Here is a 26,416-nt window from a genome sequence, read left to right as displayed (position 1 = left end):
TGAATGAAATATTCAACAACAAAAAAATTTGATATGATAAAAAGACAGAAAAATCAAAAAAATAGGAGAGTGAATGTCTTTTGGGAGACTTGCCTCTGAATCAAATGATGATACTAGTCGTTTTGCTTATGTTATCAGCTTTCTTTTCATCTGCTGAGACAGCCTTTTCAAGCGTAAATAAAATTCGTTTAAAACATTACGCTGAGAAAAAATATCGGGGAAGTAAAAAAGCGCTGCATATTGCTGAACACTTTGAGCAGACGCTATCGACAATTTTAGTAGGAAATGTTGTCGTAAACATTGCTGCGTCCTCTTTGGCAGCTAAAATTGCCCTCGATATGTTTAAAGGAAACCTAGCACTTGTGATTAGTATCATCGTTATGACCATCATCATTTTGATTTTTGGTGAAGTCTTGCCAAAATCGTTAGCTAAAGAGCATGCCGAATCTTTTGCGCTGATGATTTCTTCCTTGTTATTTATTATTATTAAATTGTTAACCCCGATTTCCTTCTTATTTTTACAGGTAAAAAAAGGAACTTCTCACTTGTTAACGTCTGCTCCTACACCAACGATTACAGAAGATGAAATTAAAGTGATGGTAGATTTAAGCGAAGAAGAAGGAACGATTAATAATATTGAAAAAGAGCTAGTTCATCGTTCACTCAATTTTAATGACATTGTGGTGGGGCAAATTTTAAAACCTAGAATAGATGTCACAGCAGTTGACGTAAATGCCGATATTGATTCAGTTTGTCAAATGTTTCTTGAAGAGAGATATTCGAGAGTGCCTGTATATGAAGATCATATTGATAATATTATTGGCATTTTATCAGAAAGAGAATTTTTAACCTGTTTAATCCAAAGAAAAAAGATTTCTATTCGTGATTTGTTGAGACAACCTATTTTTGTAGTAGAATCCATGAAAATATCTATTCTATTGCCAGAGCTCCAAAAAAGTAAGGTGCACATGGCAATTGTAGTTGATGAGTTTGGTGGAACGGCCGGACTTGTGACCTTAGAGGATATATTAGAAGAAATTGTAGGAGAGATTTGGGATGAACATGATGAAGCTGTTAAATATGTACACCAGATAGGGGAAAAGGAGTACGAATTTAACGCCGACATCCCTATTGATGAATTTTTAACCTATATAGCGGTTAGTTCTCCTGACAGTACGTGCCATACCTTAGGGGGATGGATATATGAGCAGTTTGATCATATCCCTGCTAAAGGAGACTTTTTCTCATATGAAGAGATATTATTTACCATTAAGGAAGTAGAAAATCGACGTATTCGCAAAGTTTCCGTAAAATCATTTGGGAATAAGAATGAGGAAGCTGATTAAAAGAAACTAGAAAGCGCTCCAAGAAATCTTGGAGCGCTAAAGCCATAATATGAAATTAGTTAATATTAGTACTTGCCGCCTAAGTTTTGCTCAGCTAATTGTACTAAACGTTTTGTGATTTCGCCACCAACAGATCCGTTCGCACGAGCTGTTGCATCTGGTCCTAAGTTTACACCAAACTCACTAGCGATTTCGAACTTCATTTGATCGATAGCAGCTTGAGCACCAGGCGCTACTAACTTGTTTGATGAATTTCTGTTTGATGCGTTTTGATAATTTGCCATGTGTATTCATCTCCTCGTTAGATAAAATAGATTGTAATGGTTGAGTTAGCTGGAGTTGAACCAGCCGAGCAGATGCATCGATTAGATCTGCTTGCCTACCGCGGCGTAACTCAATGCTTGCGAGCTGTTGTGCTCGGTTGTTACTAGTATTATGGCGAAAGGGAAAAAAACATATACATAGAAAATTATTGGTAATTTATAGAATTTTTTTGTAGAGTTTGATAAAGAGTAAGAGAGTTTTATTCCGTGCATATTATAGGTACATATTGATCAGGTAAAGCGAGGTGTGCGGATGTCGATTTGTTCCTTATGTAATGGGTTTAGTGATGTACAAATGACGTGCAAAACATGTGGAGGAGTGCTGGGGGATATGGGAAAAGTCAGCGATTATTTTGATGATTACAGTGCTTACATGGAAATCGATCAGTTAAAAGTAGAAAATGGGTATCCTAGTGATTTAGCAAATCACCAATGTATTCATCTCTTTTACTGTTCTACTTGTCACAGTGAAGAATTGAAGCAAATACAGGAATAAAAAAAGACCCCTGGGGGTCTTTTTTATTCGTGTTCAGCACGGATGCGCTGTTCAGATTCTGCATCAAAGAAATGCGCTTTGTTCATATCTAATGCTAAGTCTAGAGACTGAAGCGGTTTAATATCTGTTCTTGAATCTACGCGTGCTACAAAATCTTGTCCGCCAAGTTTAGAATAAAGCATGGTTTCAGCTCCCATTAACTCGGATACATCGACTTTGATTGTAACTTTTGTGCCAGGTGAAGATTCAATAAATACAGGCTCATCATGGAAATCTTCAGGACGGATGCCTAAAATAATTTGTTTGTTTAAATATCCTTGCTCGCGAAGTATTTTCATTTTACCTTCCGGAACTGCAAGAAGAGAATCGCCTACTTGAACCTTTCCGTCTTTTAACGTTCCGGTTAAGAAGTTCATAGCAGGAGAACCAATAAATCCGCCTACAAATACATTTTCAGGTTTTTCATATACTTCTTTTGGTGTACCAACCTGCTGGATAATCCCATCTTTCATAACAACCAGACGAGAAGCCATTGTCATTGCTTCGGTTTGGTCATGTGTTACGTAAATTGTCGTTGTACCCAAACGCTGGTGAAGCTTCGCAATTTCAGAACGCATTTGCACACGTAATTTCGCGTCTAAGTTTGATAAAGGTTCGTCCATTAAGAAGACCTTAGCATCACGAACGATTGCACGACCTAGGGCTACACGCTGACGCTGTCCGCCGGATAATGCTTTTGGCTTGCGCTCTAAGTATTGCTCAAGTCCTAAAATACGAGCGGCATCTTTTACGCGGCGTTCGATTTCATCTTTTGGTAATTTACGAAGTTTTAAGCCGAAAGCCATGTTGTCATATACGCTCATATGCGGATACAATGCGTAGTTTTGGAATACCATTGCAATATCGCGATCTTTTGGAGCAACATCATTTACACGCTTGCTGTCAATATAAAAATCACCTTTGGAAATTTCCTCTAGCCCTGCAACCATACGAAGCGTTGTCGATTTCCCGCAGCCTGAAGGCCCAACAAATACAATAAATTCTTTATCTTGAATGTGAAGGTTAAAATCTTTTACCGCCGTCACATCTTTATCATACATTTTATAAATATGTTCTAAACGTAATTCAGCCATTTCCATTTCCCCCTTGTATGTACTCTGTGAAACCGTTTTCTTAACTCTAGTGTAATTTTTTTTAATGAAACGGTAAATGGCAAACATGCACAAAAAAAAGAAAGAGTTTTCGTGCACTATTTACGAAAACCCTTTCATTTCATTTCATTCTCCATCTTGCGAATTTTTTAAAGCAAGAATGGCTAAGTAAGCAGACACAGCTCCTGTGAAGTGTTTGATATCAAGGTGTGTGCGATCAATAAATTTCTCAATTCTATACTGCAAGCTGTTGCGATGCATGTACAATTTCTTAGCAGCAAGAGATACGTTTAAATTACATTCTAAATAAACTTTAATCGTTTCTAAAAGATCTCCATCATCTTTTACTAAGTCAAGTAAATGTATCATATGATTTTGGATTGCCTCTGAAGACTCTTGCAGAACCAAATGGGGTAAAACGTCGGCAAAATGAATAACATGGTTTTGTTCGACTGTATGCTTAATTTGATAAAACCATTTCTTTTCACGCTCAAAAATTAATTGCGGTGAAGACGGAAAAAAGTGAATTTGTCCTTCAAAGAACTGAATCGAAGTTTCAAAATCATGACATAGCACCTCGATAGAATCTGATAAATTTTCAGTTAAGTCATTAGGATCATTAAAGGTTTCGATAACGATACCTGATTGTTTATCAATCCACAACACAGTAATGGAGGTAGAATACAAGGCGTGAAGCGCATTTTCAAACTCTATTTTTTGTTCAAACAAACGTTTAATTAAAAACTGGGTGAAGCGAAAAGAATGGTGCGTATGATGAGAGTGAATGACTTTTTCAGGTGCTTCAAATAACAGGTTTGACCAATACAATTGCTCTGGCGTTAGTAAAGAAACTTTCTCATCATAAGGGGTTAAAAAAGCAGAAAGTAACGCCTGCTCTGTTTGAGATAAAGCCGTGTGTTCAATTCCAATGAAGCCTTCATCACATGAAAACCATTTGTAACGTTCAAATTGAGAAGGGATTTTAGCCTTAATCATTTTATCCCCAAATAGTGTGTGCAGCTGTTTCATCTGTGCTCGTTCCCTTCGGTGAAAGCTTACTATTCATAAACGTGAAAAAGCATAAGCTCATGAATATAATCAATTAATTGTGTTTCATCTATTTGATTAGAAAGCGCAGTTTTCCATACAATTTGTCCATCTTTTAAATAATCAGCCTCATAATAAACCTGATTCATATAAAACGAGATGTGCCAGCCCGGCATTCGATTATTTTGATACAGCGGTTTAACCTGAAAATGTGCAACCATAAAGAAAATCTCCTTTCTCAATTAGTTATTATAAGCTTACCATGAGAAAAGGAGATGAAAAATCATTTAATCTAAAAATTTTGTTAATTTGTAAAATATGTTGCATATGTGTTTAGCACCTTGCGTTTGAATATCTGTTTCATCAAAAATCATCGGTTTTGCATTCACTTCAAACAGATAATACTGCCCTTGGGCTGACTTTGCCATATCAAGAGAAAATTCTTCAACTAGAGGGAAGGACTTTTGAAGGACTTGCCCGCACGTATTTACAAAGGACGAAAGAAAGGAAGTATCTACTTCATCTTCAAAATCTTGAAAAGGTGAAATGCTGCCGCCGTTTAACGTGTGTGTTGTAATGGATTGATAGGGACTATGTCGAATACCGACGCCGCTAATAACATATCCGCTATCTTTGTGATGCGCTAAAATACGCAAGTCATAGCGCCTGTCTTTGAATGGTTGTGTCTCAATCGCTTCTTGAATGAGATAAGCAGACCTGGGAAGGTCAATTGCTTGTAAAGAAGAAAATTCTTCTTTGCGTTTATGATCTTGGTAAATAATCGTATGCTTATGGGAAGATAATCGAAAAATTCCAGCACCTTTACTGCTGTTAATAGGCTTAAAGTAAAGGGAAGAGTGCTTTTGCAGAAGCTTAGCAATATCAATTTCTGGTGTTAAACGATAGGTTTTAGGAAGGTGAGAAGATAGTAGTGAATTCTTTGAAAATAATTGATATACTTTCCATTTTGAAAAAAAAGCGGAGTTAAAAAGTGGGATGTGCTTGCCTTTAATTTTTTGATGTAAAGATGTCAGCTTCTTAGTTTCTGATTTTCTTCCTGGATAACGATTATATATAACGTTTGGCAGCGGCAAAGTTGTTTTGATCCACTGCTTTTTTGCACCGTCAAAGCAATACCCTTCAAAGAAGTGATGAGACATTGTTTCTTCAGCGAATAAAGCAAGAAGGCCGCCTTTTTCTTGCAGGGTATGATGTAAGAGTTCCAATAAAGGGCGCTGTTTTACATTCAGTTTTTCCAAAACCGCTTTGTTCGTTAAAACTCCCACAATAGGACCGACTTTTTCTCCTTTTAAACGAAGAAAAGCTTGAGTAGAAGAAATGTTTTGAGTAAAGGGAAGTTCAATTTCTTGAACTCCCCATGTGTAAGACGCTGAAGGGTTATGATGAAACCACTGCTGCTTTTCTTTGTGATAGTAAATTGTAATCATATGCTGATGCCTTCAGGTGTATTTAGATAGTATCCAGATAAGTAAATCGCATATTCTAGAGAAAGTTTTCTAGTTTGTTGATCCGCTTTTCGTAAGGCAGGGTGTGAAAAAATAGAGCGACCGGGCTTGGAGTTAGCTTCAAACAGCCATACGTTGCCTTGATAATCCACTCCAAAATCGAATCCAAGCTCTCCAATTAATCCGTTCAACTCCTGTTCAAGCACATGACTAATTGAGATAGCGGCATCTTTTAGCTTATTTTCAATTTCTTTTTTGTAAGAAGGGTTGGTGAATATTTTAGCTGTAGCTTCAATTTCTCCGCCGTAATCAAGATGCGTAGTGATGCTGTTGGGACCCGCTACTTTAGCAGCCAGAGCAGTAAGCACCCATTGGTTATTCCCGTCTTTATTCGTATGCACGCGAAAGTCTACACAGCGCTTTTCTTTTTTGATTAATGAAATACCCTGCTGAGCAATGTAGGAAGGATTAGTAAGTAAATATTCAAATTCTGATAATAGATCCTCTAAGGTTTCTTTTTCTTGAACATGAAGACCTTTTTCTCCTTTGTAAGTCAGCGTGTACATGGAATCCTTAAAAGATAGGGTATAAATGCCCCGGCCTAAGCTTCCGTTTTTCGGTTTTAAATAAACGGTTTGATGAAGAAGCAGAAGTTTTTTTATTTGCTCACACGAAGGACTTTCAACCGTGTAAGGTAACAAATAGGCTGTCTGCTCGTTCAGTTTTAAAAGCTCATGAATTTCCCACTTGTTGAAAAAATCAGGATTAAAAAATGGAATGCCATAATCAGTCATCATCTTTTCTTTAATGAACTTAAAAGGAGCTAACCCTTCTGTTTTTCGATTTGGCAAACGATTATATACAATGTTAGGAAGCGGGATTTCATGCTGTGTCCAGCCGCTTTCTTCATAAAAATAGCCGTTTATGGTCCCGGTTTCCCAGTTGATATGATGAGTTCCAAAAATAAAAGGCAGGCCCCCTGTTATACTTGCAGTAGAAAGAAGTTTAGCTAAGTGAAGGGAACGCTTTCCAATTGGCCGCAGCAGAGAACCAGTAAAACCAGCGGATAACACACCGATTAAAGGTCCTAAGTGAATGGTCTCATTCACAATAATAGGATGCATCATATGGGCGAAAGGAATTTGAAGTTTTGTCATTAGCTCAGCTGAAATCTGAATTTCTTCACGTTCTGAAGATTGTATAAGGCATGGAGCTGTCATTGTTCCAAAAGCTGCTTGTTTCAAGGAGTCTTTGTAAAGAGATGCAGGAACAGAAAGATCACAGCCTAGCTGCTCTACTACAACAAGGCGAGTAAGAATTTTTTTCATAGCATTACTCCTTACGATACGATAGTGTGTTAGCTAAATAGACGCAGTAAGACAGGACATTTTTATACATGACTTCTTTTTGTTCAGGTGCTGTTTCCATTACTATTTTTCTTCCCGGTTTCGAATTTAAATCTAGAATCCAGATGCTGAAGTCTCTCGAGATACATAAATCAATACCTAATTCAAAAAGAGAAGTAAAGTGATTTTCCAGCACGGACGGAATCGTTTTACAAATGGTGTTGATTTCATCCATTACATATTGACGATGAACGCGAGGGATGCGAGGCAGCAAGTTCTCAAAAGGTACAATAGATGCTCCTGAACTTACATTTGTTACGATAGAGTCCCGTTCACCTTGTCTAATGCCTCTTCCAATTTCTTTCCAAGCACCATCGTTTCCTTTTTGTAATAGCAGTCTTATATCAAAAGGAGTGCGTTCATAAGGGAAAAATGAAATATGGGGCTGAGCAATATACAGTACATCACGGGTGGTTTTCGTAAACCAGTTCTTAAACTCTTGAAAAGAGGAAAATAGAATGGTATTTACAATGTCATTTTGTTGATAAGAAGCTTCAATTTCACGTCCGCGCTGTCTTAATTTCACAATTCCTTTACCTTGTGAGCCGTTGGCAGGTTTAATCATTAGGCTATCGTTTGTTCGAAGCAGCTGAACAAGTTGCTCTACACTTTCGATTGGAGTGGTAGGAGGAATATATGAAGATAAATAGCTATCTTTTTTAATTACTTCATAGACATCTAGCTTATTGGGTAATCCATGGCCTAAAAATGTAACATCTTCCCGCTGTTTAAGCCAGTTTACAATAGGGCGAGCCTTTTTAGACAGAGAGTCTTTTCGATAAAAGCAGCGATCGTAAATAAACGAAGGAAGTAAGAAGGAATCTTCTATCCATTTCTTTTGTTGTAAATCGTAGCGGAAGCCTTCAATATTTTCGGTGTTAGGATGAATGTTAAAAGGAGTAAAACGGTATATTTCAATCGAAAACTCAGAAGCATGTTTAGCAATTTCGGTCACGTACTCCACTTCTTGCTGTGGGTGAATCGTCAAAAAGCCTAATGAAATCATCATAAATCCTCCTTGGGAAATTGAAAATTCGTTGCATGCAGACAATAATCAAGCAGTGCTTTTGTTGATGGACGGACAGAGAAAGCGCTTGAATCGGATTGTTTGGAAGGTTTGACATTTACTTCAATAATCCAAGGCTTTCCTTCTTGATCAATCGCTAAATCAATACCGAATTCGGCATAAAGTTCAGACGGATGAGAAAGCTGCGTGCAAATTTCAATCGCAATCTCTTTTAAAAGTGAAAGGATATGGCGCGTAGTTTTTGAATCATAGAGCTGAGTTAACACTTGCTGAGGAGGATGAATATCTCCTCCACGGGCAAGATTTGAGACGAAATTGCCGGGTTTTGATACACGTGTGACAATGGACGTGATTTTCCACGTCAAGTCGTCTTTTTTATGACAGAGAATGCGGAAATCAAAAGGGCACTGTTTGTATGTCTGCAGTGAAATTCCTTCTTGGATGAGAAATCCTTGCCTTTTTAATTGACTATAAAGCGTTTCAAATAAGTCATAAAGAGATTCATATTCTTTTTCATATGTCTGCGTAAACGTTGTATAGTCTAAAATATACTTCTCTTTTTTTGAAATTTTAAAAATATTTTTTCCTTGGCTACCATGAACAGGCTTCAAAAAAACATCGTCATGAAGTTCCAAAGCGTCAAGAAGATCTTGACGTGAACGAAGCTGATACGTTTTTGGCAAATATGGAAGCAAGTGTACGACATCTTTAAGCTGTTGAAAAACCGTCCATTTATTTAAGTAGCGTGCGTTAAAGAAAGGAACGTCATGTTCTTTTAAAAATGTTTTAAAGGTTTGAAAATCAGCGGTTTGCTCCGTTTTCCTGGCATGAATCCGATTGTGTACGATTCCAGGAAAGGGAACGTCTGAATAAACCCATCGATCAGCGCGATAAACATATCCTTTAGGGGATAATGACTTCACGTCGCTTAATTTGCTCACATAGCAAAAACACCCTAACTCCTTGCAAGCTTGAACAAATTCCTTACAAAATACAGAAATGGAGCCAAAGAGTTCTTCATCTTCTCGAACTTCTGTTACGATGCTAATTACGGGTCCCAACCTAAACGTGTTCTCTTCATAAATGCCTCTCAGCTGATGTGTTTCATACGGAAAGCGAAAGTCTGTAAATAGAGCTTCTGACATCATGAAACAGCATTCTCGATGCTGAAACACGGTGGCTTCGACTTCTTTCCTGATGGAACCTACTGTTAACGTAAACTCGTGCTTGCACTTCACACGTGAGAACAGAGCAGAACTAATGTAAATGTCGCTGCTCATATGGTTCTCTAGTGGTTTTAGAGAAATGGTAAAAGTATTCATAAACGAATCCTCTTTTTCTTTCCTTTAGTAGGCGAATGCTGATATATACTATGAGGAATTAGCCCAATCTGTGAAGAGAATTTATCGTTTTCTAAGAAAATAAAGGTCTTAAGCTGAATTTTATATAATAATTTGTTATAGTTAGGGAAGTCAAGAAATTATAGAACTTAATTAGGAGGAACTTAACGTGTCTGTAAACTTACATGATGTAGCAAATGATTTAGAAAAAGCAATTCGTCAAAGCGACGATTACACAAACTTAAAAAACTTATATGCAGCAGTAAACGCTGATCAAGGTTCAAAACAATTATTTGAGCGTTTCCGTACAATGCAAATGGAGCTGCAACAAAAGCAAATGATGGGCCAAGAAATCACTGAAGAAGAAGTTCAGCAAGCTCAACAAACAGTTGCAATCGTTCAGCAAGATCAAAATATCGCGAAGCTAATGGAAGCTGAGCAACGTATGAGCATGGTAATTGGTGAATTAAACAAAATTATCATGAAGCCACTTGAAGAACTTTACGGTGCGGCTGAATAAGAGATAGAGGAAAGAGGAAAAGAGAAATCTTTTCCTCTTTTTTTTATGCGGAAATTCCTTCTAATTGTGCAGTTCTGCTCATAAGCTTAGTAACAAGGCTACACATGCCGACTATCATGAAAAGGTCATTTATAACCGTATCCTAACGGATTAGACATCTATGAAAGAAGGGGTTCTCATATGGCTTATCGATTGCTAGCGTTGAATATTGATGGAACCATTTTAAATAGCCAAGGGCGCGTTACAAAAGAAACGAAAGACGCAATTCAATTCGTTAAAAATAAAGGGGTTTACGTTACGTTAGTAACAAACAGGCATTTTCCGTCTGCTAAAAAAATTGCTCGGTCACTTAAAGTTCATCCAGCAATGCTCATTACTCATAGCGGTGCCTTTATCGGAACATCGATAGACAAACCGATACTAGATAAGAGAATTAGCGAGGAAAAAACATTTAATCTCATTCAGCTTTTTGAAAATTTTAATTGTCATGTCCGCATTTTACATGAAAGGTTTTCAATTGGAAATCGTGTAAAGCTTCCTAATAATATCGTAGCTAAAAGCGTGTTGAAAACGGGAGAACCGCTCTTTTATCCCGTGCAGTTCGTAGATTCATTAGGAGATACACTTCGTGATGAACCTGTTTCTACGCCAAAAATAGAAGTGTATTTTGCAGATCGTAGAGAAAAAGAATATGCCGAGCAAACAATCGCTAGTGCAGTTCCAGATATTGAATGGTTTTCGTATCCAAATGAAAATAGATGTTATATTACGCCAAAAGGAGCCACAAAAGCTGCCGGCGTTCGTTATGTAGCAAATCGTCTAGGGATACCAATGGAAGACGTAGTAGCAATTGGAAATTGTTATGATGATTTAGAAACGATTGAACATGCGGGAATGGGTGTGGCCATGGGCAATTCACCAACAGAATTAAAAATGCTTGCGGATTGGGTTACTCGTTCTAATAATGAAAATGGTGTAGCCTATATGGTAAAAGAACTATTTAGAAAGCAGCAGCGCCTTGGTTATCTTCATCAAATTGACAGCTTTCGTTTAAAATAAATAAAGGAAAAAAGAGGCTAGTACAAAAGCAGTTTAGCCGAAGGAAGATCCGAACGATGAATCGAGATTCTTGATAGAGAATCCAATTCGTTCGGATTTTTTTATTGGAAGAGTGAACGTAGGTTTCATATATGTACGTGTTGATTGGAGGGCAAGGCGAAGGCTTCTGAGCAAAAAGCGCAAGCGACGAGAAGGCTCATCGCCCGCCCGCGGAAAGCAAAGCCTTGCACCGAAATCAACAAAGTGTAACAAGCGGTTCAGCTCATGTATCTCATTTGTTCGTCTTTAGATTGAATTAATGTAGCTATGGCTCAATCTCTTTTTCCGTTTGTTTCCTGTCCGCGCATTCCCTTGAGCTGAGCACCTTGACCGGACATACGTAGGTTTTGTAAACTGATTACTTAGATAGAATTGATTTGAAAGGTGATTATATTGAACATTTATATAAAAGGTATAGAAGATGAGCGTTTTTTACGTCCGCTTCACCGAATTTCAGATTTGTTTTTTGAAGAAAGCAATGTCTCCTTTGAGGATGATAACGAAGCTCAGCTGAAAGTCGAAGTAGAGCTAAAAGTTCATGAAGAAATTTATGCGAAAGCAGTGCTGCATGATGCTGAAACGGACAAGGTGTTTACCGAAGAGCTTGCTAAATCGTTTACGCCGTATGAAACAGAAAAAGAAAAATTTAAGCAAATAAAAAATGTGGTGCTTCGCGTCTACTTATCTGTGCTACAGGAGTATACAAGCATTGTTCAAAAATGGGGTATTTTGACCGGTATTCGTCCGACGAAACTGCTTCATATGAAACTGCAGTCAGGCAAAAGTAAAGAACAAGCCCATCGTGAGCTAAAGGAAGAATATTTAATTACCGATGACAAAATTAATTTAATGCAGCATATTGTGGATCGTCAACTAGCAGCTATTCCAGATTTACATGAGTTAAAGAACGAGGTAAGCATTTATATAGGCATTCCGTTTTGTCCGACAAAGTGTGCATACTGTACATTCCCAGCCTATGCAATTAACGGACGTCAAGGATCCGTTACGTCATTTTTAGGCGGCTTGCATTATGAGATGCGTGAAGTAGGAAAATGGCTAAAAGACAATAACGTCAAGATTACAACCGTCTATTATGGTGGAGGCACACCAACGAGCATTACCGCTGAAGAAATGGACATGCTGTATGAAGAGATGTATGAATCGTTCCCGGATGTACAAAATATCCGGGAAATTACGGTAGAAGCAGGAAGACCCGATACGATTACGGAAGAAAAGCTAGCTGTTTTGAACAAATGGAATATTGACCGGATTAGTGTAAATCCGCAGTCTTATATTCAAGAAACCTTAAAAGCTATTGGACGTCATCATACAGTTGAAGAAACTATTGATAAATTTCATCTTTCTCGAAAAATGGGGATGAATAACATTAACATGGACTTAATTATTGGGCTTCCAAATGAAGGTGTAGAAGAATTTCAGCATACGCTAGACGAATCTAAAAAATTGCTTCCTGAATCTTTAACGGTTCATACGCTATCATTTAAACGCGCGTCTGAAATGACTCAAAATAAACGGAAATACAAAGTGGCAGATCGTTATGAAATTGGTAAAATGATGGATTTAGCGACTGAGTGGACTCAAGAACAAGGGTATGAACCTTATTATTTATATCGCCAAAAAAATATTTTAGGTAATTTAGAGAACGTTGGATATTCATTCCCCGGTCAAGAGAGCCTGTACAATATTATGATCATGGAAGAAAAGCAGACGATTATTGGTCTTGGATGCGGGGCATCTAGTAAGTTCGTGCATCCAGAAACAGGCATTATCACAAGGTTTGCGAATCCAAAAGACCCAAAATCGTACAACGATGGATTCGAGCACTACACACAAGAGAAACTCAAGATTTTAGATGAATTGTTTAGGAAATAAAAAGATCACTTTTTAGTGATCTTTTTTTATTTTCGGCAGGGAAATGTCGGAATCTGTTGAATATATAAAAAAAGTTGTAAGCGTTTTCTTATTATGGCGATGCGAGGTGCCGCTTAATGATGAATGTACAGTTAACCGTACCATCTATGATGGAAAGAGCTGAAAAGCTGTTTAGTAAAAAAGAAGTGATTTCTAAATCTTCAAAAGGAATTCAGCGTTTAACTTATAATCAGTTAATAAAACGGACTCGGCAGCTCTCTAGTATGCTAGAACGAATTGGAGTGAAGCGAGGAGAAAGAGTCGGGACGTTTGCATGGAATCATCATAGACATCTAGAAGCTTATTTTGCCGTGCCCGGAATAGGCGCTGTTCTTCACACCATCAATATCCGGTTAGATCCTGAGCAAATTGTATACATCATTAACCATGCACGCGATAAAGTCATTTTATTTGATGAATGTTTTTTACCTTTATTTGAAAGCATTCATCAAAAGCTTCCACATGTTGAAGCCTATATCATTATGTCAGATGAAAATAAGCTGCCAGAAACAGACTTGCCAGTTTATCATTACGAAAATTGGATTAAGCAAGGGGATGCATCGCATTCTTTTGTTCAAGATTTAAACGAAGAAGAACCAGCAGGTCTTTGTTATACCTCTGCTACTACAGGAGAGCCAAAGGGCGTTGTATATTCTCATCGCGCTATTTATCTGCACTGTATGGCGCTAGGGCTTGCTGATAGTGCTGGATTATCAGAAGCTGATACCGCTATGCCTATCGTTCCAATGTTTCACGTGAACGCATGGGGAATTCCTTTTGCTGCCGTTTGGTTTGGAACAAAGCTCGTGCTGCCGGGTGCTTTTTGTACTTCAGAGACGATTGCTTTTTTGATTGAAGAAGAGAAAGTAACTCTGGCTGCAGCTGTTCCTACCGTTTGGTTAAACTTTTTACAAGAGATAGAAAACAGGCCTTACGCAGTCGATAGTTTGCGAGCTATTTTATGCGGCGGATCAGCGGCCCCAAAAAGCGTTATTCGAGAATTTCAAGAAAAATATCAAATTGAATTTATGCATGCATACGGAATGACAGAAACAAGCCCTGTGGTGACCGTCTCCCGCTTAAAAAGCTATCAGTACAGCGAAGACTTTGAGTATCAGCTCAACGTAAAAGCTAAGCAAGGTTTCTTAGTTCCTGGCGTTGAAATGAAAGTAATAGGTCAAAATGGAGAAATTGCTTGGGATGGAGTGGAAATGGGTGAGCTATTACTAAAGGGCCCATGGGTAGCTTCTGAATATTACAAGGATAAAAGAACAGAAGATACGTTTAAAGACGGCTGGCTGTACACCGGAGATATTGTGACGGTTGACGAAGAGGGAACGATCAAAATCGTAGACCGAACAAAAGATTTAATTAAAAGCGGAGGAGAATGGATTTCATCGGTTGATCTAGAAAACGCGCTTATTGCCCATGAAGCTGTTTTCGAAGCCTGTGTAATAGCAGTCCCTCATAAGGTGTGGCAAGAGCGTCCAGTGGCTTGTGTCGTGTTAAAAGATGCATACAAAGGCATCGTTTCGTCAGAAGAGCTGCTCGAATTTTTAACGCCGCAGTTCGCAAAATGGTGGCTTCCAGATGACATTTTATTTATGGATGAGATCCCGAAGACAACGGTAGGAAAGTTCTTAAAACGTACGCTTCGTGAACAAGTCCTCAATCATTATCAGAAAGGGTGAGTAAGATGACCGTCGAATTAAAAGTAGTAGAACTAGTTTTGCAAGAGCGTATCGCCACAATTTCGTTTAACAGGCCGGATGCGTTAAATGCATTAAACGAAGAAGTGCTAGAGCAGTTTATTCAATGTTTAAAAGTTGTCGAAGGAAGTGAAGCGGACTTTTTAATAGTAAAAGGAAACGGAAAAGTATTTTCAGCAGGCGGAGATATTAATATGATGATGTCACCTTCACAATCAGAACGTTTTGAGCAGGTAATGGATTTGATTAATGAAGCCGTGCTGACTTTATACAGCCTCCCTCAAATGACGATAAGTGTACTGCACGGTGCGGCAGCAGGGCTAGGGCTGAGCATCGCGCTTGCCTCTGATTATATTATTGCAGAAAGACACACAAAAATTGCGATGAACTTTATCGGTATTGCTCTAATTCCAGACGGAGGCGGTCACTTTTTACTAGAAAAGCGCATCGGTGCTCATCGTGCAAAACAGCTAATTTGGGAAGGAAAGACGTTAAAAGCAGAGGAAGCTCATCAATTTGGCATAATTGATGAAATAAAAGAAGGAGATTTGGCGAAGCATGTAGAAGATTATCTCTCATATTGGCTAAAAAAACCTTCACGTGCTTTGAAGGAAACAAAGCGAATTTATGTGGAGACATCTGTTTCACAATTAAAGCAAGTGCTTGCGCTTGAGAAAAAAAGTCAGTTTGCTATGAGCCGAAGTTCGGATCATAAGGAAGGTGTACGTGCGTTTCTGGAAAAGCGAGCGCCTGTTTTTAATCAAAGTGAAAAAGATATTTCCGAAAATTAAGTGAACTAGTTTAAAAGCCAATATTTTTGTCTATCATATTGATAGAGCATGTTTAAAAGTTGCAAAACAGTGGTAACACAAGATAATGTAGAAACTAATGAGGTGATTGGAAATGAACAAAACAGATTTAGTAAACGCAGTGGCAACAAAATCAGAGTTAACAAAAGCAGATGCATCTAAAGCAGTTGATGCATTACTAGAAACAATTTCATCAACGCTAGGTGAAGGTGAAAAAATTCAGTTAATCGGCTTCGGTACATTTGAAGTACGCGAGCGTGCTGCTCGTACAGGCCGTAACCCTCAAACGGGTGAAGAAATGCAAATTCCAGCATCAAAAGTACCGGCATTTAAAGCTGGTAAAGAACTAAAAGAAGCTGTAAAGTAATATAAAACGCCGGAAAGCTAAAACTTTCCGGCGTTTTGTATTAACGATGAAACAATACAAGTTTTCCGCTAGAGCTAACGCATCGATGCGTTTTTTCTAAATAGGAAAGCTCTTCTAACTTCTTGGTGCCGATAGTCTTTGCTTCTGTCTCAGAAGCTGCTTCAAAACTTTCATCTATTAATTTTTCTCCAGTCTTTTCAAAAGCGGTTAATGTGTAAGTACTCATAAAATCTACTCTCCTCTTATAGTATAATTGTAAGCGTATTCAACATATTTCTCGTCCTATTCCCTTAAATCCTGCTAAGGTTTACAGATATCATTTTTTTCCATACAATAAACATAGGTTTATTTACAAAGGAGGAATTAAATGTCTCTTTCTATCCGTGAAGTTTCAAAAAGGTACGGTGAATTTACAGCTGTAAACGAGCTATCCCTGCAAATTCCAAAAGGCGAAGTGTTCGGTTTTTTAGGTGCAAACGGTGCTGGCAAAACGACGACGTTTCGAATGATTTTAGGGCTCATTGAACCAACCTCAGGTCACATCCAATGGAATGATAAATCTTTAACTTACAGTAGAAGTCATCTAGTTGGCTACCTTCCAGAAGAAAGGGGACTGTATCCGAAATTAAAAGTCAAAGATCAGCTTGTATACCTTGGACGGTTACGCGGAATGAAAAAAGCGAACGTGCTGCAAGAAATGGAGCACTGGTTATCTCGATTCAATATTCCTCAATATGCTTCCAAAAAAGTAGAAGAGCTATCCAAAGGAAATCAGCAAAAAATTCAATTTATTGCCTCTGTTATTCATCGACCCGAGCTGCTTATTTTAGACGAACCTTTTAGCGGCTTAGATCCTGTAAACGTAGAGGTATTAAAAGAAGCGGTGCTTGATTTGAAAAAACGCGGAACGACGATTGTTTTTTCAAGTCATCGAATGGAACATGTGGAAGAACTTTGTGAATATTTATGTATTATGCATCATGGCACGCCTGTAGTGTATGGAAGGCTGCCCGAGATCAAACGTTCATTTGGAAAGAAAAACGTCATTGTACACGGAAAAGGTCCGTTTGAGAGAATTACAGAGCTTGAAGGCGTTGTAAAGGTAAAAAAAACGGTTGAGGGTATGATTGTTCAAATTCAACATGAATCCGTATCACAACTCATTTTTCAAGAACTTAAATACTTTTCATTTGTATCTAAATTCGCAGTGGAAGAGCCTTCATTAAATGATATTTTCATTGAAAAGGTAGGTGCTTCCTATGAATAAATTTTGGGTCATTGTCTTTCATACATATCTTAATAAATTAAAAACAAAATCTTTTATTATTACAACGATTATTACTGCTCTTATTCTAGTTGCTCTTACAAATATGGAGAAAATTATCGACGTTTTTAATTCAGACGATAATGGAACAAATGTGGGTGTCATCTATGAAGTGGAAAGCGTATATACATTGTTCAAACAAAATGTAAATGTCATGAATAAAGACATTCATTTAAAAGAATTTACGTCTGAGTCTAAGGCAAAACAAGCGGTAAAAAACGGGGAGCTCGATAGCTATTTACTCTTGTCTTTAAACGATAAGCAGCTGCCTCAAGCTGTGTACAAAGCTAATTCTTTGGCCGAATCAAATCTTTCTTCTACCTTAGAACAGGCGGTACAGCAAACAAAAGTGGCTATGGCTACAGTAAAAATCGGTTTAGAAGAAAAGCAAATTGATCAGCTTTACAGCCCTGTTTCATTTAAAAAGAAAGCGTTAGTTGAAAATGCCAAAACAGAACAAGAGCTAAATCAAGCAAGAGGTCTTGTATATGTACTGCTGTTTGTTATTTATTTTGCCGTTATCATGTATGGGAGCATGATTGCGATGGAAGTAGCTACTGAAAAATCATCCCGCGTTATGGAGATCCTTGTATCGAGCGTATCACCTATTACACAAATGTTTGCTAAAATCATTGGAATTGCACTGCTCAGCTTAACACAGCTTGCAGTGATACTGAGCGTGGGCTACACATCGTTAAAAGCCAGTGTGGAAACAAATCATAACGGTATCTTTTCTTATCTCGGATTTAATGATGTTCCGCTGACTACATTCGTGTATGCATTTGTCTTCTTCATATTGGGGTACTTCCTTTTTGCTACGCTCGCGGCTTTTTTAGGTTCTCTTGTGAGCCGTATTGAAGATGTACAGCAAATGATTACGCCTATGACCCTTGTGATTGTGGCTGCTTTTTTAATTGCTATGTTTGGACTTGGTGATCCTGAAACCACAATCATTACGGTCACATCTTTTATCCCATTTTTTGCTCCGATGATTATGTTTTTGCGTGTAGGTATGTTAAATGTTCCTGTGTGGGAAGTGAGTGTATCGATAGGGATTTTAGTTGTGACGATTACGGCTTTAGCTATATTTGGTGCCCGTGTGTATAAAGGAGGAGTCCTTATGTATGGGCAATCTACCTCTTTTAAAGATATTAAAAAGGCGCTGCAGCTAACGAAAAAAGAAACATAAAGAAGTGAGAGGCTGAGATAAAAGTAGTTTAGTTGAAGGAAGATCCGAACGAACAACCTAGATTCTTGAGGGAGAATCCAACTCGTTCGGATTTTTTTGTTGCTATAGTGACCATAGTTTTCATATATGTGGCTGCTTCTAGCTGTGTATTGGAGAGCAAGACGAAGACCCCTGCGGGAAAAGCGGAATAGGTGAGACCCCGCAGGAGCGGAAGGGACGATGAGGCTCAGCGCCCGCTCGCGGAAAGCGAAGTCTTGCACGGAAATCAACAGCGGTGTCTCAAGCAGTTCAGCTCTTTTATCCAATTTGTTCTTCTTTAGATTGCATTGATTTTGTTATGTCGCAATCTCATCTTTTATGAAAAAGCGTCTACCCGTGCATTCGGTGGCAAGCGATGGTAAAATGAAATGTAAAGAGCTGTAAATAAGGGGACGAAGCGATAAGAGCTTCGTTATCAAATACATAGAATGAAGTGGTAAGGAGGAAAAGATCATGACAAAAGGAATTGCTCAATACGAAGTAGGAGAGCAAGTTGATCTTTATTTTTTAATTAAATCCTCAACGAGAGGAATTGCAAGCAATGGAAAGCCATTTTTAACGGTAATCCTGCAAGATAAAACAGGTGATATTGAAGCCAAGCTGTGGGATGCTTCCCCAGATGACGAGGAAAATTATGCTGCTCAAAAGATTGTGCGAGCTGCTGGAGAAGTAATGAATTACCGCGGACGCAACCAGCTGAAAATACGCAACATTCGTCCTGCACAGCCCCAAGACGGAGTGCGCACATCTGACTTTTTAGAAGTGGCGCCTTTATCTCAAGAAGAAATGGTCGAACATATTACAAAGAGTATATTTGAAATGAAAAATTCGAATGTCCAGCGCATTACTCGCCATTTGTTTAAAAAATATCAAACGGAATTTCTAGAATATCCGGCAGCAACTAAAAATCACCATGAGTTTGTATCGGGACTTGCCTATCATGTGGTGTCTATGCTGAAGCTGGCTGAGTCATTTTCAACCCTTTATCCAAGCTTAAACCGCGACTTGCTGTACGCTGGAGTTATTCTTCATGACCTTGGCAAAGTATTTGAACTTTCAGGTCCTGTTTCGACGATATACACAGTCGAAGGGAACCTGCTTGGCCATATTTCGATTATGGTGAATGAAATTGGAAAAGCCGCAGAAGAATTAGCGATTGAAGGAGAAGAGGTTATGCTTCTTCAGCATCTTGTATTATCGCATCACGGTAAGGAAGAGTGGGGAAGTCCGAAAAAGCCGTTAATTAAAGAGGCTGAGATGCTTCATTTGATTGACAATGTAGACGCTAAAATGAATATGCTGGACCGAGCATTAACAAAAGTGAAGCCCGGTGAGTTTACAGAGCGTATTTTTGCACTTGATAATCGCTCATTTTATAAACCAACGATTGATTAAAAAGGTATAAGTCTTTCTTCCTTCGCATATAGTGGTTGTAAATAACTGTGATGGGGGATCAATATATGGTGACACTACCAATTTGGATTTATTTAGTTGTAGCAGGCATTTTCTTTAGTGGATTTATGGCGATTCGTGCTGCACAACATGATAAGCAAGTGGATGATTCGTTTATTGAAAAAGAAGGACAAGTCTTCATCGAAAGAATGCAAGTGGAAAAAGAAAGACGCAACAGCGATTCCATCTGATTATATAAAAGAGCCTGTCACATGAGTGACAGGCTCTTAGCATTACTGCTGAGGAGTTTCTACGCCAGATTGACTATCTGTCGCACCTTCTTCGAAAATTGGTTTTACATCCTTATCTTTTGGTTTCACTTTTGCTTTATCAAGCTCTTTTTGAATCTTCTTGTTCGCTTCTGCTTGATCTACTTTTGAACGTTTGATTTGCTGCTCAAGTTCGGGTTTCTTTTTCTCAAACGATTCTACTTTCTTTTTATCGACTAGTTTAATGATATGGTAGCCGTACTCTGTTTTGATTGGTTTACTTACTTCACCTTTTTTCAGCTTGTAAGCCGCTTCTTCAAATTCTTTAACCATTTGGCCTTCACCGAAGTAGCCTAAATCGCCGCCGTTAGCTGCAGACTGCTGATCCGTTGAATATTCTTTTGCCAGACTAGCAAAGTCCTCGCCTTTTTTGATTTTCGCTTCTACTTCGTTTGCTGTCTTTTCGTCTTTTACTAAAATATGACTTGCGCGAATTTGAGGTTTTTGAGCTTTATATTCATCATAAGCTTTTTTCAGCTCTTTGTCCGATACCTTAATGCCTGCCGTAGCAGCTTTTTCACGGAGAATATCCACTTTTAGCATATCTTTGACTTCTTTTTCGCCTTTTTGCTTAATAACTGAATCCACCTGATCACCGTATTGTTCTCTTAGAATGTTCAGCTGCTGATCAAGCTCTTTATCCGTTACTTTATATTTTTTACTCAATACTTTTTCTTCGGTAACGCTTCGTACGAGTGTATTAAATTGGTCTTGTCCGATTGTATCTTTCATTTGCTTATACAAATCACCTTGAGTGATATTGCCTGCTTTTGTTTCTACAATTACTTTTGAAGAATCGTTTGCATTTGAAGCATCATTTCCCCCACTGCATGCTGATAAAGCAACGAGGCTGGCTGCCGTTGTTAGTGCAACTAAGCTTTTTTTCATACGTAAACACTCCTACTCATCATTTTTACTTATGTAGCTTGACTCAAGATTTACTATATCACATTTCCTGATGTTAGCAAATGAAGTTAAAACCACGTAAATTTACATTTATTTTCCACTAAGCATGAAGTGATTATACGCTTATGATGGCTTTTTTATAAAGCGTTTTCAAAATGGTGGACAAACTCACAGAGTAATTTCCAAACGAGAAGCAAGAGAAATAAATTATGGAGTTTGGGCTAAAAGCCTAGACGTTTTTTGAGCTGATGCATAAGATGCAGTATTAGTAAACAAAGGGGGTGCTCAAATGAGCGGAGGCGGATATGGAGGCGGTTTTGCACTATTAGTTGTACTGTTTATCTTATTAGTCATTGTTGGTTGTGCATGTTACCACTAGGAAACAGATGAATATAAAAGGAAAGGGGCGATAGATATGGGTACTTACGGATGCGGATACGGCAGTGGATTTGCGCTATTAGTCGTATTATTCATCTTATTAGTTATCATCGGAGCTAGCTGTTTTTGCTAAGCCTATAAAAAAGCGGTGAGACATCTCACCGTTTTTTATGTAAATGATACTTCAATATAAGATGAAACTAATAAAATGGTAATTAATACATTAATCGTACGAAAAACTTTAGGCTGTTTTTCAGCTGGAATTTCTTTTTGAATACACAATGTATTTGTTAGTGCATTGATGTAGAATAAAATGAATAGTGCAAATACAATAAAGAATATGTACATAAAAATCCCCCTAACAAAATCAGTGTGACGAAGACAAAAAGTCTTATAGTCATTTATATAGTACAGCTTTGTATGAATTTACAAATATCTATATTAACATTACCAAAAAAGCGGTAAAATAGATAGTTATATATACAGTTGAGCAAAGAATTTCAAAAGGTATTTACACAGAAATGCGGTTTTTATTTTATAAAGGGTAGTTAAGAAGTTGAGAAATAGGTTTTAAACGAAATAGCAAAGTGAATGGATAAGAAATGAGTAACAATTACCCATTGTGCAAAAGGATTGTTAAAAAGGACAGAGGGATTTATATTAATATATGCAGTGAGTACATAATCAGTATATGAAAATCTTTATACGGTGCTACTTAAACAGGAAATGTGAATGACGCAGAAAGAATTATTTGGAAGAACATGAATGAATCATGTACAATATGGAGTAGAGGTATATGAACGTTGAAGGAGTAGGGGAAGCGGATGGAAACTTTAGAATCTCGAGTATCACGTTTAGAATATTACATAAAACTGTTATCTGGGACATCTGAACAAGAAGCTAAACCATTTATTGATTTAGTGGTAAGAAATCAGCTTACAAAGAAGGAAGTAGAGGAAATTTTAATTCTGTGTGAAGATACAAAAAACGAATATATTGAGCAAAAAGCGGAAGGTCTAACAGACTTTGTTCCGCTTCTTACACAATTTGTTGGCATGCTGAATTATAAATTAACTCCCAGAGAGACGGTCGAATCGCTTCGTTATCAACCTTCTTATCAAGATGTGATGAATGAATTTTTTGAAATTATTCAATGGATAAGGGACTAACCATTAAGAGTTTGAAATAGTCTCCTGGTGGTTCTCTTTGTCTTTCTTGACGAGCTTGCCATCTTCTTCAGTGAATTCTTCTTCGATATGATGGAAAGATCGCTCGAAGATATCCATAAAATCTTCACCGTAAATTTTGCGGATGACGGTCATCAGTTCCATAAATTCAGGGAATTTGCCGTACAAGTCGCGCAACGGAAGTGCGCCGCTGAACACTGAATTATTAGAAGGTTCGTAATGTTCCATTAAATCTAATAAAATGGCCTCGCCTTTATCTGTCAGCTGAATGTACGTATTTCGCTTGTCGCTTTCTTTTTTAGAAAACTCAAGTAAACCTCGTTCTTCTAGTTTTTTGGAGAAGTTAAATGCAGTAGAAACGTGCATAACTCCAAACTTGGCAATTTCGGAAATGGAAGCCCCGTTTAAATGATATGAAATCCATAAAATATGATGCTCGTTAATATTAAGGTCATAAGGCTTAATCCATTGCTGCCAATCCTTCTCTACGGTTTTCCAAAGGGCTTTACTTAATTGGGCAATGCGTTGGCTAAATAGAAGTGCTTCTTTCAAACTGTAATCTTGATCACTAGTCTTTTTCATCTTCTCCCACCTACTTAGTCTCTTTTTTTATTTATCTTCTATTATGCCAATAAAATAAAAAATTATAAAGATGTAAATTTACAAAATTTTAAAAAATTAAAAAAGAAGGCGTTTCAACCTTCTTTTTTGTCAATTTTTTCATTGGGATTTTTAGTTGTCTGTACATGTTCCTCAAGGTTTGACAAAGAATTTTGGATTTCTTTCAAATGATGCTGAAGGGATTCCTTATGAGGGACAATTTCTTCTTTAAACTGACCAAGGGTAGTAGAAAGGTCACTTGCGATATTTTTCACTATAGTATTTCCTTCTCTGGCGGTCATTTGTACTTGTTGAGAAACAGCTTTTATTTTTGTTGAGAGCTCTTGTTGTGAAGCGTTAACTCGGTCTTTTCGAGAGCTGACACGCTGTTTAAGTTCTCGTCCTGAATATGGAGTAACAAGAAGCGTTGTAATAGCGGCTACGGTGCTTCCGATTGCTGCTCCAGCTGCTAGTTTTTTCATTCTGCTCATTATTTATTTCCTCCTATGTAGTAAAGTAATTGCTAACACTTCCTTCTGACATAATCATAAAAAAATAGCATAGATTTATACAAAAGAAGGAGGTTATCAACATGGGGTAGCTTTATTCATTCTTTTGATAATTAGCCTGAGTTTTTTTCTGGCTGCCTTTAAATGGTTTAGCCTTACGACTAGAACGGCATCATATCCACCTAAACATGTGCTGAAACAAAAGTCTCTTACATGTGCGACAGTGGCTTTTGCGAGTTTTTTATTGGCGCTTATACTTTATTATGTAACCTAGGATGGAGAACTTAAACCTTTATTACATAGTAAGTCTTCATACCTATTGTATGAGCTGCAAATGAAATTTAAGTGAAAAGCATTCTGTACCATTTCTTTTTAAACAAAAAGTTAAGAGTCGAACTGTAGATTGTTTCTAAAAGATCAGCAACATACTATAAATGAACCGTTTTATCTAAAGGCCCGCCACGCTTTGGCGAGCCTGAGCTTTTGGTGTAAAAAAAGAGCCTGATTCTTAATTAAATCAGGCTCTTGACGTTACGATAATTTTGCTTTGATGCTTGTGCGTTTTAGAACGGATTGAACAATTGGATAAATAACGACCATAACGATTGTGTTCACTACTGTTGCAGGTAATACAACCGCAGCAACAAGCGCCATGACGCTGTTTCCGCCCGGTAAGCCGACGATTAGCGCGGCAGCAGACAAGAATACGGTTCCTGATACGAGTGTGCCAACAGCTGTTAAAGCAGCGGCAACGGGTGTTTTAATGCCTATTGCTTTTTTCACAAGCATAAATAATGCAAAGAAAACAAATGCTGTAATTGGTTTATCAATCAAGTTTGCAATTTGTCCGCCAGGAAAGCTTGTTGTTAAAGCAGAAATAACCGCTGTGGTTAAGCTAACCAATGCAACATTTTTTACGCTAGGAAACAACAGGATTGCTAAAAACATCATTGTTAACATCATATCTGGCTTCATTCCAAATAAAATAGGAGGTACCACCGTGTGGAGAACCGCTCCAATTCCGACTAATAACGCTAAAGAAACTAAAACCTTTGTATTCATTTCTCATCTCTCCTCTTCTAAGCTAAGCTCGAAATATACCAATAGTGCGTCTATGCCCATTGCATATATTTACATACTGATTATAACATATTTATGTGAAAAAAAGATCAATTAATTCTGCCAATTATGCGTTTGCCTGTGCAAATTCATCCATAAAGACGGCAAGAGCTTCACACGCTTCAAGCGGTACAGCATTGTAAATAGAAGCGCGGCATCCGCCGATTGAACGGTGTCCAGCTAATCCTACGAAGCCTTTTTCTTTTGCTTGCTGTAAAAACGCAGCAGTTAACTCATCGGTTGGTAAAGTAAACGTTACGTTCATAATTGATCGGCTTTCCTCTGTAGCGTGAGGGGTATAGAAACCATTTGAACGTTCCATGCTTGTATAGAGTAACTTAGCTTTCTTATGATTTTGGGCTTCAATTGCTTTAACGCCACCTTGTTCTTTAATCCAATCTAAAACAAGTGAAAGCATGTAAATGCCAAACGTTGGAGGAGTGTTGTAAAGAGAGTTGCTCTTTACGTGTGTCTCATAATTCAGCATTGTTGGTAAACCTTCAGGAATACGTTTAAGCAATTCTTTCTTCAAAATGACAACCGTGACACCAGATGGTCCGAGGTTTTTCTGAGCACCAGCATAAATGAGTGAGAACTTAGATACATCAATTTGACGGCAAAGAATGTCGCTTGACATGTCGGCAATTAAGTCTACTCCTTCGATAGAAGGGTAGTCAGCCCATTGTGTACCAAAAATGGTATTGTTGGACGTGATATGCAAGTACCCAATCTCTTCTTTTGGAAGCTTTACGTCATCTAAAGCTGGAATAGAGCGGTAGTTCTCTTCTTTAGTAGAAGCAACAACTGCTGTTTTTCCAAGTTTCTTTGCTTCTTTTAATGCTTTTTCCGACCATGATCCGGTTAGTACATATGCACCGACTTGATCGGGAGCTAAAAAGTTCATTGGAATCATAGAGAATTGCAGGCTTGCTCCGCCCTGCAGGAATAAAATTTCATGTGTATCTGGAATGTTAAGCAATTCCGTGAGTGTTTCTTTAGCATGTGTTAATACATCTTCAAACTCTTTGCTGCGATGTGATAATTCCATCACAGACATACCTGTATTTTTAAAATTAACTAGCTCCTCTTGAGCAAGTTGTAAGACAGGTAGGGGAAGCGCAGACGGACCTGCATTAAAATTATAAGCTCTGTTTAACGTAATCACATTAATTCCTCCTCAAATTAGTTCGAACACTCATCATACAAAATGGCTAATGACTGATGTCAGAAAGAATATCATTATACTATCATGAAAACCATTGATTGTGGAGGTAACTTTTCAAAAATTTAAATTAATCTGTAAAGAGAAAATAATAGAAAAAAGATAAATAAAAAGTATATGCAAACATGTTTTGGCAAACATGTAAATGAAATGTTTATATGCTATACTGATGGAAGAAATAATGT

31 protein-coding genes are annotated in these 26,416 nt (G+C 37.8%); 16 read left to right on the top strand and 15 right to left on the bottom strand.

The window, feature by feature from the left end:
* Positions 1-80: 80 nt before the first annotated feature.
* Positions 81-1,346 (top strand): hemolysin family protein, encoded by a 1,266-nt coding sequence (locus AC1DEF_RS24355; RefSeq protein ID WP_043981703.1) that lies wholly within the window; start codon positions 81-83, stop codon positions 1,344-1,346.
* Between the two features lie 65 nt (positions 1,347-1,411).
* Here AC1DEF_RS24355 and AC1DEF_RS24350 read toward each other — a convergent pair whose 3' ends face one another.
* Positions 1,412-1,630, bottom strand: a complete 219-nt coding sequence (locus AC1DEF_RS24350; protein ID WP_013055290.1) for an alpha/beta-type small acid-soluble spore protein — start codon at positions 1,628-1,630, stop codon at positions 1,412-1,414.
* A gap of 370 nt (positions 1,631-2,000) precedes the next feature.
* Here AC1DEF_RS24350 and AC1DEF_RS24345 point away from each other — a divergent pair, with 370 nt between their 5' ends.
* Positions 2,001-2,165, top strand: coding sequence for a hypothetical protein (locus tag AC1DEF_RS24345; protein ID WP_013055291.1), 165 nt, complete (start codon positions 2,001-2,003; stop codon positions 2,163-2,165).
* Positions 2,166-2,188: 23 nt separating this feature from the next.
* On the opposite strand, the gene AC1DEF_RS24340 is transcribed toward AC1DEF_RS24345, so the two are convergent.
* The 7 genes from AC1DEF_RS24340 to AC1DEF_RS24310 all read right to left on the bottom strand — a co-directional run bounded on the left by AC1DEF_RS24340 (position 2,189) and on the right by AC1DEF_RS24310 (position 9,584).
* Positions 2,189-3,298 (bottom strand): ABC transporter ATP-binding protein, encoded by a 1,110-nt coding sequence (locus tag AC1DEF_RS24340; RefSeq protein ID WP_025752961.1) that lies wholly within the window; start codon positions 3,296-3,298, stop codon positions 2,189-2,191.
* Positions 3,299-3,442: 144 nt separating this feature from the next.
* Positions 3,443-4,345 (bottom strand): PucR family transcriptional regulator, encoded by a 903-nt coding sequence (locus tag AC1DEF_RS24335; RefSeq protein ID WP_097824994.1) that lies wholly within the window; start codon positions 4,343-4,345, stop codon positions 3,443-3,445.
* Between the two features lie 29 nt (positions 4,346-4,374).
* Positions 4,375-4,584: a YheE family protein gene (locus tag AC1DEF_RS24330; RefSeq protein WP_097824995.1), complete on the bottom strand. Its 210-nt coding sequence runs from the start codon at positions 4,582-4,584 to the stop codon at positions 4,375-4,377.
* 66 nt (positions 4,585-4,650) lie between these two features.
* Complete coding sequence (locus AC1DEF_RS24325; RefSeq protein ID WP_097824996.1) at positions 4,651-5,811, bottom strand: YheC/YheD family endospore coat-associated protein; 1,161 nt, start codon at positions 5,809-5,811, stop codon at positions 4,651-4,653.
* Positions 5,808-7,157 carry a YheC/YheD family endospore coat-associated protein gene (locus AC1DEF_RS24320; protein ID WP_097824997.1) on the bottom strand — a complete coding sequence of 450 codons (1,350 nt, stop codon included), beginning with the start codon at positions 7,155-7,157 and terminating at the stop codon, positions 5,808-5,810. Before AC1DEF_RS24320 ends, AC1DEF_RS24325 begins: the two co-directional genes overlap by 4 nt.
* 4 nt (positions 7,158-7,161) lie before the next feature.
* Positions 7,162-8,244, bottom strand: coding sequence for a YheC/YheD family endospore coat-associated protein (locus AC1DEF_RS24315; RefSeq protein WP_255255801.1), 1,083 nt, complete (start codon positions 8,242-8,244; stop codon positions 7,162-7,164).
* Positions 8,241-9,584 (bottom strand): YheC/YheD family endospore coat-associated protein, encoded by a 1,344-nt coding sequence (locus tag AC1DEF_RS24310; RefSeq protein WP_097824999.1) that lies wholly within the window; start codon positions 9,582-9,584, stop codon positions 8,241-8,243. Before AC1DEF_RS24310 ends, AC1DEF_RS24315 begins: the two co-directional genes overlap by 4 nt.
* A gap of 187 nt (positions 9,585-9,771) precedes the next feature.
* Between AC1DEF_RS24310 and AC1DEF_RS24305 the strand changes: the two genes are divergently transcribed.
* The 6 genes from AC1DEF_RS24305 (at position 9,772) to AC1DEF_RS24280 (ending at position 16,037) form a co-directional block, all read left to right on the top strand.
* Positions 9,772-10,122, top strand: coding sequence for a YlbF/YmcA family competence regulator (locus AC1DEF_RS24305; protein ID WP_013055299.1), 351 nt, complete (start codon positions 9,772-9,774; stop codon positions 10,120-10,122).
* Positions 10,123-10,302: 180 nt separating this feature from the next.
* Entirely contained in the window at positions 10,303-11,181 is an 879-nt protein-coding gene (locus tag AC1DEF_RS24300; RefSeq protein ID WP_013055300.1) for a Cof-type HAD-IIB family hydrolase, read from the top strand.
* Between the two features lie 429 nt (positions 11,182-11,610).
* Positions 11,611-13,113 (top strand): coproporphyrinogen III oxidase, encoded by a 1,503-nt coding sequence (locus AC1DEF_RS24295; protein ID WP_170943847.1) that lies wholly within the window; start codon positions 11,611-11,613, stop codon positions 13,111-13,113.
* Positions 13,114-13,229: 116 nt separating this feature from the next.
* Positions 13,230-14,843 carry a long-chain fatty acid--CoA ligase gene (locus AC1DEF_RS24290; protein WP_097825000.1) on the top strand — a complete coding sequence of 538 codons (1,614 nt, stop codon included), beginning with the start codon at positions 13,230-13,232 and terminating at the stop codon, positions 14,841-14,843.
* A 5-nt stretch (positions 14,844-14,848) separates the two neighbouring features.
* Positions 14,849-15,652 carry an enoyl-CoA hydratase gene (locus tag AC1DEF_RS24285; protein ID WP_097825001.1) on the top strand — a complete coding sequence of 268 codons (804 nt, stop codon included), beginning with the start codon at positions 14,849-14,851 and terminating at the stop codon, positions 15,650-15,652.
* A 112-nt stretch (positions 15,653-15,764) separates the two neighbouring features.
* Positions 15,765-16,037 carry an HU family DNA-binding protein gene (locus AC1DEF_RS24280; protein WP_013055305.1) on the top strand — a complete coding sequence of 91 codons (273 nt, stop codon included), beginning with the start codon at positions 15,765-15,767 and terminating at the stop codon, positions 16,035-16,037.
* A gap of 40 nt (positions 16,038-16,077) precedes the next feature.
* Here the strand turns inward: AC1DEF_RS24280 and AC1DEF_RS24275 are convergent, their stop codons facing one another.
* On the bottom strand, positions 16,078-16,263 hold the full coding sequence (locus AC1DEF_RS24275; protein ID WP_013055306.1) for a YhzD family protein: 186 nt from the start codon (positions 16,261-16,263) through the stop codon (positions 16,078-16,080).
* Positions 16,264-16,404: 141 nt separating this feature from the next.
* On the opposite strand from AC1DEF_RS24275, the gene AC1DEF_RS24270 reads away from it, so the two are divergent.
* The 4 genes from AC1DEF_RS24270 (at position 16,405) to AC1DEF_RS24255 (ending at position 20,232) form a co-directional block, all read left to right on the top strand.
* Positions 16,405-17,304, top strand: a complete 900-nt coding sequence (locus AC1DEF_RS24270) for an ABC transporter ATP-binding protein (RefSeq protein WP_013081670.1) — start codon at positions 16,405-16,407, stop codon at positions 17,302-17,304.
* A complete protein-coding gene (locus AC1DEF_RS24265) occupies positions 17,297-18,550 on the top strand; it encodes an ABC transporter permease (RefSeq protein ID WP_097825002.1) in 1,254 nt (417 codons plus the stop codon). Before AC1DEF_RS24270 ends, AC1DEF_RS24265 begins: the two co-directional genes overlap by 8 nt.
* Before the next feature lie 492 nt (positions 18,551-19,042).
* A complete protein-coding gene (yhaM, locus tag AC1DEF_RS24260; protein ID WP_013055309.1) occupies positions 19,043-19,984 on the top strand; it encodes a 3'-5' exoribonuclease YhaM in 942 nt (313 codons plus the stop codon).
* A gap of 65 nt (positions 19,985-20,049) precedes the next feature.
* Positions 20,050-20,232 (top strand): sporulation YhaL family protein, encoded by a 183-nt coding sequence (locus tag AC1DEF_RS24255; RefSeq protein WP_013055310.1) that lies wholly within the window; start codon positions 20,050-20,052, stop codon positions 20,230-20,232.
* Between the two features lie 42 nt (positions 20,233-20,274).
* Here AC1DEF_RS24255 and AC1DEF_RS24250 read toward each other — a convergent pair whose 3' ends face one another.
* Entirely contained in the window at positions 20,275-21,198 is a 924-nt protein-coding gene (locus tag AC1DEF_RS24250) for a peptidylprolyl isomerase (protein WP_016762972.1), read from the bottom strand.
* Between the two features lie 307 nt (positions 21,199-21,505).
* Here AC1DEF_RS24250 and AC1DEF_RS24245 point away from each other — a divergent pair, with 307 nt between their 5' ends.
* Positions 21,506-21,595 carry a YjcZ family sporulation protein gene (locus tag AC1DEF_RS24245; protein ID WP_016762973.1) on the top strand — a complete coding sequence of 30 codons (90 nt, stop codon included), beginning with the start codon at positions 21,506-21,508 and terminating at the stop codon, positions 21,593-21,595.
* Positions 21,596-21,631: 36 nt separating this feature from the next.
* Positions 21,632-21,727, top strand: a complete 96-nt coding sequence (locus AC1DEF_RS24240) for a YjcZ family sporulation protein (protein ID WP_097825003.1) — start codon at positions 21,632-21,634, stop codon at positions 21,725-21,727.
* A 35-nt stretch (positions 21,728-21,762) separates the two neighbouring features.
* Here AC1DEF_RS24240 and AC1DEF_RS24235 read toward each other — a convergent pair whose 3' ends face one another.
* Positions 21,763-21,942: a hypothetical protein gene (locus AC1DEF_RS24235; RefSeq protein ID WP_013055312.1), complete on the bottom strand. Its 180-nt coding sequence runs from the start codon at positions 21,940-21,942 to the stop codon at positions 21,763-21,765.
* 476 nt (positions 21,943-22,418) lie between these two features.
* On the opposite strand from AC1DEF_RS24235, the gene AC1DEF_RS24230 reads away from it, so the two are divergent.
* Positions 22,419-22,763: a DUF1878 family protein gene (locus AC1DEF_RS24230; RefSeq protein WP_013081673.1), complete on the top strand. Its 345-nt coding sequence runs from the start codon at positions 22,419-22,421 to the stop codon at positions 22,761-22,763.
* Positions 22,764-22,766: 3 nt separating this feature from the next.
* On the opposite strand, the gene AC1DEF_RS24225 is transcribed toward AC1DEF_RS24230, so the two are convergent.
* Complete coding sequence (locus AC1DEF_RS24225; protein WP_014461677.1) at positions 22,767-23,363, bottom strand: HTH-type transcriptional regulator Hpr; 597 nt, start codon at positions 23,361-23,363, stop codon at positions 22,767-22,769.
* Positions 23,364-23,476: 113 nt separating this feature from the next.
* A complete protein-coding gene (locus AC1DEF_RS24220) occupies positions 23,477-23,872 on the bottom strand; it encodes a YtxH domain-containing protein (protein ID WP_013055314.1) in 396 nt (131 codons plus the stop codon).
* Positions 23,873-23,945: 73 nt separating this feature from the next.
* On the opposite strand from AC1DEF_RS24220, the gene yhzF reads away from it, so the two are divergent.
* Complete coding sequence (gene yhzF / locus AC1DEF_RS24215; protein ID WP_464722081.1) at positions 23,946-24,164, top strand: membrane protein YhzF; 219 nt, start codon at positions 23,946-23,948, stop codon at positions 24,162-24,164.
* A 257-nt stretch (positions 24,165-24,421) separates the two neighbouring features.
* On the opposite strand, the gene AC1DEF_RS24210 is transcribed toward yhzF, so the two are convergent.
* Together AC1DEF_RS24210 and serC are read right to left on the bottom strand one after the other, a co-directional pair.
* Complete coding sequence (locus AC1DEF_RS24210) at positions 24,422-24,952, bottom strand: tryptophan transporter (protein ID WP_043981711.1); 531 nt, start codon at positions 24,950-24,952, stop codon at positions 24,422-24,424.
* A gap of 124 nt (positions 24,953-25,076) precedes the next feature.
* Positions 25,077-26,174 (bottom strand): 3-phosphoserine/phosphohydroxythreonine transaminase, encoded by a 1,098-nt coding sequence (gene serC / locus AC1DEF_RS24205; protein ID WP_043981712.1) that lies wholly within the window; start codon positions 26,172-26,174, stop codon positions 25,077-25,079.
* Between the last annotated feature and the right edge of the window lie 242 nt (positions 26,175-26,416).

This window comes from Priestia sp. 10L35, from assembly GCF_056395685.1.
The sequence above is the reverse complement of the archived record's forward strand: the minus strand, read 5'-3'. Positions and strand labels throughout refer to the sequence as shown.